Source organism: Agrobacterium rosae, assembly GCF_002915175.1.
GTDB lineage: Bacteria > Pseudomonadota > Alphaproteobacteria > Rhizobiales > Rhizobiaceae > Agrobacterium > Agrobacterium rosae.
In genome coordinates this window covers 40,132-51,862 of record NZ_NXEJ01000004.1, presented here as the reverse complement: position 1 = coordinate 51,862, position 11,731 = coordinate 40,132, and the positions used below count along the sequence as shown (strand labels likewise).

8 protein-coding genes are annotated in these 11,731 nt (G+C 58.6%); 6 read left to right on the top strand and 2 right to left on the bottom strand.

The genetic code is table 11. The features are described from left to right. The first annotated feature begins 23 nt into the window (after positions 1-23). The 5 genes from CPJ18_RS07540 to CPJ18_RS07520 all read left to right on the top strand — a co-directional run bounded on the left by CPJ18_RS07540 (position 24) and on the right by CPJ18_RS07520 (position 5,460). Positions 24-1,130: an ABC transporter substrate-binding protein gene (locus CPJ18_RS07540; protein ID WP_077117533.1), complete on the top strand. Its 1,107-nt coding sequence runs from the start codon at positions 24-26 to the stop codon at positions 1,128-1,130. A gap of 93 nt (positions 1,131-1,223) precedes the next feature. Next, positions 1,224-2,114 (top strand): ABC transporter permease, encoded by an 891-nt coding sequence (locus CPJ18_RS07535; protein ID WP_077117535.1) that lies wholly within the window; start codon positions 1,224-1,226, stop codon positions 2,112-2,114. Next, a complete protein-coding gene (locus tag CPJ18_RS07530) occupies positions 2,111-2,893 on the top strand; it encodes an ABC transporter permease (RefSeq protein WP_103657612.1) in 783 nt (260 codons plus the stop codon). The genes CPJ18_RS07535 and CPJ18_RS07530 overlap by 4 nt, the downstream gene beginning before the upstream one ends. 11 nt (positions 2,894-2,904) lie before the next feature. Next, the gene (locus CPJ18_RS07525) at positions 2,905-3,963 is read left to right on the top strand and encodes an ABC transporter ATP-binding protein (RefSeq protein ID WP_103657611.1); all 1,059 of its coding nucleotides are present in this window, start codon (positions 2,905-2,907) and stop codon (positions 3,961-3,963) included. A 453-nt stretch (positions 3,964-4,416) separates the two neighbouring features. Then, a complete protein-coding gene (locus CPJ18_RS07520) occupies positions 4,417-5,460 on the top strand; it encodes a zinc-dependent alcohol dehydrogenase family protein (RefSeq protein WP_103657610.1) in 1,044 nt (347 codons plus the stop codon). A 249-nt stretch (positions 5,461-5,709) separates the two neighbouring features. Here the strand turns inward: CPJ18_RS07520 and CPJ18_RS07510 are convergent, their stop codons facing one another. Together CPJ18_RS07510 and metH are read right to left on the bottom strand one after the other, a co-directional pair. Then, positions 5,710-5,982 (bottom strand): hypothetical protein, encoded by a 273-nt coding sequence (locus CPJ18_RS07510; RefSeq protein ID WP_146258663.1) that lies wholly within the window; start codon positions 5,980-5,982, stop codon positions 5,710-5,712. Between the two features lie 231 nt (positions 5,983-6,213). Then, on the bottom strand, positions 6,214-9,990 hold the full coding sequence (gene metH, locus CPJ18_RS07505; RefSeq protein ID WP_103657608.1) for a methionine synthase: 3,777 nt from the start codon (positions 9,988-9,990) through the stop codon (positions 6,214-6,216). 390 nt (positions 9,991-10,380) lie between these two features. Here metH and CPJ18_RS07500 point away from each other — a divergent pair, with 390 nt between their 5' ends. Continuing rightward, positions 10,381-11,628 carry an AGE family epimerase/isomerase gene (locus CPJ18_RS07500; protein WP_103657607.1) on the top strand — a complete coding sequence of 416 codons (1,248 nt, stop codon included), beginning with the start codon at positions 10,381-10,383 and terminating at the stop codon, positions 11,626-11,628. Positions 11,629-11,731: the final 103 nt, after the last annotated feature.

Here is an 11,731-nt window from a genome sequence, read left to right as displayed (position 1 = left end):
TGAGACACAAGAGGAGACTAAACGTGATCTCGCACAGCCGCCGACTGCTATCGCTCACCACTGCCATGGTCATCGCATCCACTGCGATTGCCGCTGCAGCCCCAAGCGCAGAACTCATCGCAGCCGCCAAGAAGGAAGGCATGCTGACGACCATCGCCCTGCCCCACGACTGGTGTGGTTACGGCGACGTCATCGCCTCCTTCAAGGCCAAGTATCCTGAAATCCAGGTCAACGAACTGAACCCGGACGCTGGTTCTGCCGACGAAGTCGAAGCCATCAAGGCCAACAAGGACAACAAGGGCCCACAGGCACCTGACGTGATCGACGTTGGTCTGGCATTCGGCCCACAGGCCAAGAAGGAAGGCCTTCTCCAGCCTTACAAGGTTTCCACATGGGACGAAATTCCTGACAATGTGAAGGACGCCGAAGGTTACTGGTACGGCGACTATTACGGCGTCATGTCCCTGTTCGTGAACAAGGACCTCGTTGCCAACACGCCGAAGGATTGGGCCGACCTTCTGAAGCCTGAATATTCCGGTCAGGTCGCTCTTGCTGGTGACCCACGCGCCTCCAACCAGGCCATTCTCGGTGTTCTCGCTGCTGGTCTTGCCAGCGGTGCCAAAGACGGCAAGGCAGCTGGCGAAGCTGGCCTCAAATATTTCGGCGAGCTGAACAAGGCTGGCAACTTCCTGCCTGTTATCGGCAAGGCTGGCACCGTGGCTCAGGGCGCGACACCGATCGTCGTTGCATGGGACTACAACGCGCTGTCATGGGCAAAGACGCTGAACGGCAACCCGCCGACAGAAGTCGTCGTTCCATCGTCCGGCGTTCTGGCTGGCGTTTACGTGCAGGGCATCTCTGCCTACGCACCGCATCCAAACGCTGCCAAGCTCTGGATGGAACACCTTTACTCCGACGAAGGTCAGCTTGGCTGGTTGAAGGGCTATTGCCACCCGATCCGCTTCAACGCTCTTGCCAAGGCCAACAAGATTCCAAAGGACCTCCTGGACGCCCTGCCACCAGCAGCAGCCTATGAAAAGGCTATCTTCCCGACACTGGAAGACGTCGATGCCAACAAGGCTGCCGTCACCGGCGGTTGGGACAAGGTTGTCGGCGCGAACGTGAAGTAACGAACGAAACAGCCGCTCCGGTCTTTTTAAAGTCCGGGGCGGCTGATTTATATTCTATAAGACCGCAATGATCGCGGCGTTTGGGAACATCATATGTCATCAAACATCAATGGCGCGCCATCGCGACCAGCAGTCAGGCCTCGCCTGAAGCTGGAGTGGCTGGGCGTTCTGCCATTTGCCATTTTTATTCTGCTTTTTTTGATCATGCCGACGATGAAAATCGTCCTTGGCGCTTTTCAGACGCCCGATGGCAGCTTTACCTTAGAAAACATTGCGGGCCTTTTCACCGCGTCCATTCTCTCAGCCTACTGGATTTCCATCAAGATCAGCGTCGCCTCGGCAGCACTCGGCTGTCTCATCGGCTTTGGTGTGGCGACGGCCGTGGTGCTTGGCGGCCTGCCACAGAGAATTCGCTCGCCGCTTCTGACATTTTCCGGTGTGGCTTCGCAATTTGCAGGCGTACCGCTGGCCTTTGCCTTCATCGCCACACTTGGCCCTGTCGGTCTCGTGACCGTGTTTTTGAAAACGCAGCTCGGCCTCGATCTGCGCCTGCTGGGCTTCAACATCCTGTCCTTCTGGGGCCTGACGGTCACCTATCTGTTTTTCCAGATACCGCTGATGATCCTTATCATCACACCCGCGCTGGATGGCCTGAAGCGCGAATGGCGCGAGGCGGCGGAAATTTTAGGCGCTAGCGGCTTTCAATATTGGCGCATGGTGGCCTTTCCCATTCTGCTGCCCTCCATTCTCGGCACGTTCTCGCTGCTGTTTGCCAACGCCTTCGGCGCGGTTGCCACCGCTATTGCGCTCACCGGTTCCTCGCTCAACATCGTGCCCATTCTGCTGTTTGCGCAAATCCGCGGTGACGTGCTGGGCAATCCCAACCTCGGTTATGCGCTGGCCTTCGGCATGATTCTTGTCACCTGCATTGCCAACACGCTCTATATCTGGATGCGCACGCGCAGCGAGAGGTGGCTGAAATGAAGCGGATTTTCGCCTGGGGTGCGCTGCTGTTCGGCATGCTCTACTTCGCCCTGCCCTTGATCGGCATGACGAATTTCTCTTTGAAAATGCGGCGCGGTGAGTATTCTTTCGATGCTTACGGCAAGGTTCTCAGCGACCCGCGCTTTCAGGAGACGTTCACCTTCTCCATCGTGATGGCGTTGTGCACCATTATTTTCGGCATCCTGCTCGTCGTTCCCACAGCCTATTGGGTGCGGTTGAAGCTGCCAGCACTTCGCCCGGTCATCGAGTTCATCACGCTTCTGCCGCTGGTCATTCCGGCCATCGTCATCGTCTTCGGTTATATCAGGCTCTACAACACGTCCAGCTGGCTGCCGTTGACGGGCACGACATCGGGCACCAATCTGCTTCTGGTGTTCGGTTATACCACGCTGGCCCTGCCCTATATGTACCGTGCCGTCGATACCGGGCTTCGCACCATCGACATCACCACGCTGACCGAAGCCGCGCAAAGCCTGGGCGCGGGATGGACGACGATTCTCGCCCGCATCATTTTGCCGAATGTGCTGGTGGCGGTGCTATCGGGCGCATTTCTCACCTTTGCCATCGTCATCGGTGAGTTCACCATGGCGGCGCTGCTGAACCGCCCGGCCTTTGGTCCTTACATGCAACTGCTGGGTGCCAACCGCGCCTATGAGCCTGCCGCCCTTGCCGTCATTTCCTTCGGCATCACCTGGGGCTGCCTGGGTCTGATCCAACTCGTCTCGCGCTATCAAAAAGGCGCGCCTCCCAAGGCCTGAGGACTTATTTTATGAGCTTTTTGACACTGCACAACATCAGAAAATCCTTTGGTCAGGTTCAGGTCGTCCATGATTTCAACATGGCGATCGAGCAGGGAGAATTCGTTTCTTTCTTGGGACCATCTGGCTGCGGCAAGACCACTATTTTGCGCATGATCGCCGGTTTCGAGACGCCCAGCGAAGGCTCCATCGTCATCAACGGCAAGGACCAGACGACACTAAAACCCAACCAACGCAATATCGGCATGGTGTTTCAGGCCTATGCGCTGTTTCCCAATATGAATGTCTACGAAAACGTCGCCTTCGGTCTGAAAATCGCTGGCAAGCCAAAAGCTGAAATCGACGCGCGGGTGAAGGAAATGCTAGCGCTGATCCATCTGGATCATCTGGCCGACCGCTACCCCTACCAGATGTCCGGCGGGCAGCAGCAGCGCGTGGCACTGGCGCGGGCGCTCGCCCCCAAGCCGCAGGTTCTACTGCTGGACGAACCGCTGTCTGCGCTCGATGCCAAAATCCGCGTTTCGCTGCGGGAGGAAATCCGCAGTATTCAACGCAAGCTCGGTATTACCACCATTTTCGTGACGCACGATCAGGAAGAGGCACTCACGATATCCGACCGCATCGTGGTGATGAATGCCGGACGCGCCGACCAGATCGGCTCGCCCTTCGACATTTACAACAAGCCAGCGACCCGCTTCGTGGCGTCCTTCGTGGGTACGTTGAACCTGATTGATGCGACCGTTGTCGATGCATCCACCAGCACGATACAAATGGGTGACCAGCAGGTTTCGCTGAAGAAGCCGCTGGGCAAAGGCAATGGCGAGAAGGTCACTGTGGCATTGCGGCCCGAGGCCGGTTCTCTGGGTGAAGCCAATGTCGGTGACGTCGCCATATCAGGCACCGTAACCTCCAGCCACTTCCTCGGCTCGGTCATTCGCACACGCATGGATGTGGGCGGCGCGACGCTGTCCTTCGATATGTTCAACGATCCCGGCAAGACACCGCCCGCGATTGGCGAGCGCATCACGCTGAAATTCGCATCGGACGATTTGATGATTGTGGCAGACTGACAGCGGGACGGCGATCTGCACGTCTTTCGCCACAATGGACGACAGCGGGTGTGGCTCACCCCCCTCTGCCCTGCCGGGCATCTCCCCCACAGGTGGGGAGATCGATTCGTGGTGATCGCTCGATTATCTCTGACGTTGCGATTGAAGTGATGTCGGTGCGCCCATGCGATCTCCCTCCTTGTGGGGGAGATGTCCGGCAGGACAGAGGGGGGTGAGCCACACCCACTGTCACCCGCTGTATTTCAACGCGCCAAGACAGAACGTCCTCTCAAAAAAGAGATTCCGATTTTCGCTCCAACGGTGTCGTGACGACGGTCTCGGAAAAGACACCACCGGCCATCAGCGAACCCATCACACTGAAATTCGCATCAGAAGATTTGATGATTGTAGCAGGCTGGCGCACTGTTTCTGACTGGGAGATCGGGCTAGACAAGGCCATCTCAGGAGAAACACATGCGCGCATTGTTCTACGAACGCTTCGGCGAAGCACCCATCATCGCCAACCTGCCGGACCCGGAACCGACGCCGGATGGCGTGGTGATCGCAGTCAAGGCGACGGGCATGTGCCGCAGCGACTGGCACGGCTGGATGGGCCATGACAGCGACATCCGCTTGCCGCATGTGCCGGGCCATGAATTTGCGGGCGTCATTTCTGCTGTCGGCAAAAACGTCATGCGCTTCAAGGTCGGTGACCGCGTCACGGTGCCGTTCGTTTCGGGCTGCGGCCATTGCCAGGAATGCCGCTCCGGCAACCAGCAGGTTTGCGAAACGCAGTTCCAGCCGGGCTTTACCCATTGGGGCTCCTATGCCGAATATGTCGCCATCGATTATGCCGACCAGAACCTCGTGCATATGCCCGATGAGATGGGCTTCGATACGGCCGCCAGCCTCGGCTGCCGCTTCGCTACCTCGTTTCGTGCCGTGGTCGATCAGGGGCGGCTGAAGGGCGGCGAGTGGCTGGCCGTGCATGGCTGCGGCGGCGTGGGCCTTTCGGCCATCATGATCGGTGCGGGGCTCGGCGCGCAGGTCGTCGCCATCGATATTGCCGAGGACAAGCTGGCGCTGGCGAAAGAACTGGGCGCAACCGCAACCATCAACAGCCGCGAGGTTTCTGACGTGGCCGAGGCTGTGCGCGACATCACCGGCGGCGGCGCGCATGTCTCCGTCGATGCGCTAGGCCATCCACAGACCTGCTGCAACTCCATCACCAACCTGCGCCGTCGCGGACGCCACGTCCAGGTAGGGTTGATGCTGGCCGATCATTCCATGCCGCAGATACCGATGGCACGGGTGATTGCCCACGAACTGGAAATCTATGGCAGCCACGGCATGCAGGCCTGGCGTTATGATGATATGCTGGCGATGATCAAGACTGGAAAGCTCTCGCCGGAGAAGCTGATTGGGCGGCATATTTCGTTGTCGGATGCGGTGACGGCACTTCCCGAGATGGACACGTTTAGGGATAGTGGGATTAGTATTATTGATCGGTTTGAGTAGGTATGAGTGGGCGTTGGTGGGTGTGGTTTACCCCCCCCTCTGCCCTGCCGGGCATCTCCCCCTCAGGTGGGGAGATCGACTCGTGGTTAGCCTCCGGCCATCTTGACCGTTGCGAAGGCTGTTCCCCGATCTAGGACTGAGATGGAGCGAGGAGCGCGCCTCTAGCCAATCTCCCCACCTGAGGGGGAGATGCCCGGCAGGACAGAGGGGGGTAAAACCACACCCACTGCCGCTCACCGTAAAATTCCGTTATGCAGCAGCGATAGCCGCCAAAATCGTCATCAGCGCAGCAATTCGATTGATCTTGCTAGCGGTGTAGGACGCGACGCCGTCTTTGCCGCGAACGAGCCGCGCGCCGAGATAAAGAAGCGTGTGGGCGATGAAAAAGAAGACGATGGGGCCGATGAAGAGCGCGCCGACACCCTCGCCCCAATTGCCGTCGCTTGCTGCTCCAGTCACGAAACCGGCGCTCAAAATCATGAGGGTGACGAGGACCATCACGAGAGAAGAAAGCTGCTGCACGTTAACCTCCAGATGAGGGCCGATGACCGATTTAGCAACCCATAGATACATTCATATAATCTAATATTATGTAAAAGCTTTGTCGACAATTCTGTCTTCTGGCCGAAATACAAAGGCATAAGCAGCAGCCAGAACGACAAAAAGCGCGGAACGATCCGCGCTTTTTTAGTTTCAAATCAATGAGTAAGGCCAAGATTCGGAATCAGCCCGTCAACCACCTGAACAGGATTATCAGGCGGCGGTCTCGACCTCTTTTTTGGCTTCGACCGGCACATAGTTCAGCACTGGCCCAAGCCAGCGCTCAATCTCCTTGACAGGCATGCCCTTGCGCTTGGCATAGTCCTCGACCTGGTCCCGCTCCACCTTGGCGACGCCGAAATAGTAGCTTTCGGGGTGGCCGATATAGAGGCCGGAGACGGAGGAGCCGGGCCACATGGCGTAGCTTTCGGTCAGCACCACGCCGGTTTCTTCCGTCGCATCCAGCAGGCGGAACAGGGTTTCCTTTTCGGTGTGATCTGGCTGGGCCGGATAGCCGGGGGCTGGGCGGATGCCCGCATAGGCCTCACCGATAAGATCGTCAGGGCCGAAGCTTTCATTGGCCGCATAGCCCCAATATTCCTTGCGCACACGCTCATGCATGCGCTCGGCAAAGGCTTCGGCGAAGCGGTCGGCCAGTGCCTTGACGAGGATGGAGGAGTAATCGTCATTGGCCCGTTCGAAGCGTTCGGCAATCGCCACTTCCTCAATGCCCGCTGTCACCACGAAGCCGCCGACATAATCGGTGACATCAGTGTCCTGCGGCATGACGAAATCCGACAGCGCCACATTGGGGCGACCATCGCGCTTGGACAGTTGCTGGCGAAGCGTGAAGAAGGTGGCCAGTTCCTTGGCGCGGGTCTCGTCCGTAAACAGGCGGATATCATCGCCCACCGCATTGGCTGGCCAGAAGCCGATGACCGCGCGCGGACGAAACCACTTTTCGTCGATGATCTTCTTGAGCATCGCCTGCGCATCGGCAAAGAGCTGGCGCGCCGCCTCACCCTGCTTCTCGTCTTCGAGAATGGCGGGGTAGCGTCCCTTCATTTCCCAGGTCTGGAAGAACGGCGTCCAGTCGATGTATTTGGCAAGCTCTTCCAGATCATAGGTCTCGAAGGTCTTGGTGCCGAGGAATTGCGGCTTGACCGGCTGATAGGCCGTCCAATCCACCTTATGGGCATTGGCGCGTGCGCGCGACAACGGCAGGCGCAGCTTTTCGCGTTCGTTGCGAGCATGCGCTTCCGAAACCTTGGCGTATTCCGCCCTGATACCATCGATATAGGCGGGCTTCTGATCCTCGGACAGCAGGGCAGATACGACACCCACGGCACGCGAGGCATCTGTGACGTAGATCGCCTGCCCCTTTTCATAACGCGGATGGATTTTGACCGCCGTGTGGACGCGGCTGGTCGTGGCACCACCGATGAGCAGCGGAATGTTGAAGCCCTGCCGCTCCATCTCGGCGGCCACATGCACCATCTCATCCAGCGACGGCGTGATGAGGCCGGACAGGCCGATGACATCAACCTCTTCGGCAATCGCCGTTTCGAGAATCTTCGTAGCGGGCACCATGACGCCAAGATCGATGATCTCGTAATTGTTGCAAGCCAGAACGACGCCGACGATGTTCTTGCCGATATCGTGCACGTCGCCCTTCACGGTCGCCATCAGCACCTTGCCGGCGGCCTTACGCTGATCGCCGCCATTGAGGCGCTTTTCCTCTTCCATGTAGGGCAGCAAAACAGCCACGGCCTGTTTCATGACGCGGGCGGATTTGACCACCTGCGGCAGGAACATCTTGCCCGAACCGAACAGGTCACCCACCACATTCATGCCCGCCATCAGCGGTCCTTCGATGACGTGCAGCGGACGGGCCGCCTGCTGGCGCGCCTCTTCCGTATCTGCTTCGATATAATCGGTAAGGCCGTTGACCAGCGCATGCGACAGACGCTTTTCCACCGGCCATTCGCGCCAGGCCAGATCCTGTACCCGTGCCTCGCGACCCGGACCGCCGCGGAAACGCTCGGCGATTTCCAGCAGTCGCTCGGTGCCATCGGCACGGCGGTTCAGCACCACGTCTTCGCATGCCTCGCGCAGTTCCGGGTCGATGCTTTCGTAAACCGCCAGCTGACCGGCATTGACGATGCCCATATCCATGCCGACCTGAATGGCGTGGTAGAGGAACACAGCGTGCATGGCTTCGCGCACCGGCTCATTGCCGCGGAACGAGAAGGACAGGTTGGAAACACCGCCGGAAATATGCACCAGCGGCATGGTTTCGCGAATGGTGCGGGTGGCGTTGATGAAATCCACGCCGTAATTGTTGTGTTCCTCGATACCGGTGGCGACCGCAAAGACGTTGGGGTCGAAGATGATATCCTCAGGCAGAATGCCTGCCTTTTCGGTCAGCAGCTTATAGGCGCGCGTGCAAATCTCCACCTTGCGCTCGTAGGTATCGGCCTGCCCTACCTCATCGAACGCCATGACGACGACGGCGGCACCGTAATGGCGCACCAGACGCGCCTGCTCCAGAAACTTCTCCTCGCCTTCCTTCAGCGAGATGGAGTTGACGATGGATTTGCCCTGAACGCATTTCAGGCCAGCCTCGATGATCTCCCACTTGGAGCTGTCGATCATGACAGGCACGCGGGCGATATCCGGCTCGGCGGCGATGAGGTTCAGGAACTCGACCATGGCCTTCTGGCTGTCGATAAGGCCTTCATCCATGTTGATGTCGATAATCTGCGCGCCGTTTTCCACCTGGTCGCGGGCAACGGCGAGAGCGGCGGTATAATCGCCAGCGGTGATGAGCTTGCGGAACTTGGCCGAACCAGTCACGTTGGTGCGCTCACCGACATTGACGAAGGGAATGTCCTTGGTCAGCACGAAGGGCTCGAGGCCCGACAGCGACATGAAGGAGCGATGTTCGGCCACCTTGCGCGGCGCGTGACCGGCAACGGCATCGGCAATGGCGCGGATGTGCTCGGGCGTCGAGCCGCAGCAGCCGCCGACCACGTTGACGAGGCCTTCGCGGGCGAATTCCTCGACCTGCGCGGCCATCATGTCAGGCGTTTCGTCATATTGGCCGAATTCGTTCGGCAGGCCCGCGTTCGGGTAGGCGCAGATGAAGGTATCGGCAACCTCCGACAATTCCTGCAAATGCGGACGCATGGCGCTGGCACCCAGCGCGCAGTTGAGGCCGACGGTGAAAGGGTTGGCGTGGCGCACGGAATTCCAGAAGGCAGACGGGGTCTGGCCCGACAGCGTGCGGCCGGAAAGGTCGGTGATCGTGCCTGAAATCATCACCGGCAGATGAATGCCCTTGGCGGCAAAACGCTCTTCGCAGGCAAAGATGGCGGCCTTGGCGTTCAGCGTATCGAAAATGGTCTCGATGAGAATGAGATCGGCACCGCCATCGATCAAGCCGTCGATCTGCTCACCATAGGCCACGCGCAGGTCATCGAAGCTGACGGCGCGATAGCCCGGGTTGTTGACGTCAGGCGAAATCGAGGCCGTGCGGTTGGTGGGGCCAATGGCACCGGCCACGAAACGGCGGCGGCCATCTTCCCGCTCCGCGCGCTGGGCAGCGCGGCGCACGATGAAGGCACCTTCACGGTTGAGATCGTAGACGGCATTTTCCATCTCGTAATCCGCCTGCGCAATGCGGGTGGAGGAAAACGTGTTTGTTTCGAGAATATCCGCACCCGCCATGGCGTAGCGATAATGGATTTCCTCGATCGCATCCGGCTGGGAGAGAATGAGAAGGTCATTGTTGCCCTGCTGATGACAGGCGCAGCCGATAAAGCGATCACCCCGGAAATGGTCTTCATCGAAGCCCAGCCCCTGGATCTGCGTTCCCATGGCACCATCGAGAATGAGGATGCGTTCCTGAGCGGCCTGGCGGATCGCTTTCAGGATTTCCGCGCCGTCACGCTTGTTGCCCCCTACAGGGCCAAACAGATCGTCCAACATCGGTATACTCCTTATTCACTCGCTGATTTGCAGTTCGTCAGTCACATAAAGATATCTTTATGTCAATATATCGCTCATTTCCAGCTTTGGTTTTGCGTTGTAACTCAAGGGTACGAAATTTCAGTTATGGATGACACTGTTACGTCCCAAAGATATAGAGAATATCTGAGTGTACGATGACGGCTTCGAGATGTCTGCGCCCCTCTCCCTCATTCCTGTGCTTGTGACAGGAATCCAGTCGTCGCGCATCTGCGCGGCGAAGAGGTTCTTTCAGCCCAAAGACTTGGGCTGGCTGGATTCCTGTGACAAGCACAGGAATGAGGGGTGGGGGCACTGACTTTCAGGCACCGTTGTAACGCCTACCGCTAAAGACATGAACGAGGAGAAAACATGACCGAAACGGAACACGTGAAGTCGAACTGGAGCACCCTGCCCTGGCACCGCCAATGGCTGGCAAAGCAGGCGGAGGGTCTGTTCGACTTCTTCCAGTACCGCGCCATCAACCCCAAGGGTGGTTTTTTCGATCTGGATCGTGAGGGGGCTCCGCTTCAGCCGGACAATCCGGTGCGCGGTATCCACGCCTCTGCGCGCATGGTGCATTGCTTCTCCATTGGACATCTGCTGGGCCGCCCCGGCTGCGGCGATGTCATCGACCATGGCATGACCTATCTGTGGAACAACCACCGCGACGCCGAGCACGGCGGGTATTTCTGGCAGGTGGATGAGAACGGCCCGGTCGATGCCAGTAAGCAGGGTTACGGCCATGCCTTCGTGCTGCTGGCCGCCTCATCGGCAAAAACCGTGGGCCATCCGCTGGCCGATAAAATGCTGGCCGACATTACCGAAGTTCTCGACATCAGGTTCTGGGAAGAAAAGCATGGGGCCATCAACGAGGAATTCTACCGCGACTGGTCTCCCATCGAGAATTATCGCGGCCAGAACTCCAACATGCACCTGACAGAAGCGCTGATGGCGGCCTTCGAAGCGACCGGCGACAAGAGCTATCTGACCAAGGCCGAGCGCATTGCCGATCTCGTCATCCGCCGTGCTGCCGGTGCGCTGGATTTCCGCGTGCCTGAGCATTTCGATGAAAACTGGGTGCTGGACAAGGATTATCGCGGCAACGAGATGTTCCGTCCTTCCGGCTCCACCCCCGGCCATTGGCTGGAATGGGCGCGCCTCCTTCTTCAGCTCTGGGTACTGGGCGAGCGCAAGCATGACTGGATGCCGACAGCGGCCAAATCGCTGTTCGTGCAATCCATGTCGCTGGGCTGGGACCGTGAAAAAGGCGGCTTCTTCTACACGCTGGATTGGGACAACACACCCGCCAAGACGGAAAAGCTCTGGTGGCCAATGTGCGAGGCCGCCGGTGCGGCGCATTTCCTCAACGAGCACCTGCCCGCCGATGAGTTCTACGAAGACAGCTATCGCCGCATCTGGAGCACCATCGCCAACAGCTTCCTCGACCACAAACAAGGTGGCTGGCACGAGGAACTGACGGAAAATCTCGTTCCCGCCAACACCATTTTCCCCGGCAAGGGCGATATCTACCACGCCCTGCAAGCCTGCCTCATTCCGCTGTTTCCGGCGGATGGCAGTTTGACGAAGGTGATTTCGGAAAAGGGCGGGCGGTTTTAGGGGTTTCTTGGGCAGGTAGCCCCACATTCACCACCGTCACCCCGCACTTGATGCGGGGTCCAGCAGACGCGCGTCTGCGCGGCGTAAAAGTTCTTTCAGCCCA

Excerpts from the sequence above, each read along its gene's own strand:
- CPJ18_RS07535 (WP_077117535.1), top strand. The coding sequence starts at position 1,224 with ATGTCATCAAACATCAATGGCGCGCCATCGCGACCAGCAGTCAGGCCT.
- CPJ18_RS07530 (WP_103657612.1), top strand. The coding sequence starts at position 2,111 with ATGAAGCGGATTTTCGCCTGGGGTGCGCTGCTGTTCGGCATGCTCTAC.
- CPJ18_RS07525 (WP_103657611.1), top strand. The coding sequence starts at position 2,905 with ATGAGCTTTTTGACACTGCACAACATCAGAAAATCCTTTGGTCAGGTT.
- CPJ18_RS07520 (WP_103657610.1), top strand. The coding sequence starts at position 4,417 with ATGCGCGCATTGTTCTACGAACGCTTCGGCGAAGCACCCATCATCGCC.
- metH (WP_103657608.1), bottom strand. The coding sequence starts at position 9,990 with ATGTTGGACGATCTGTTTGGCCCTGTAGGGGGCAACAAGCGTGACGGC.
- CPJ18_RS07500 (WP_103657607.1), top strand. The coding sequence starts at position 10,381 with ATGACCGAAACGGAACACGTGAAGTCGAACTGGAGCACCCTGCCCTGG.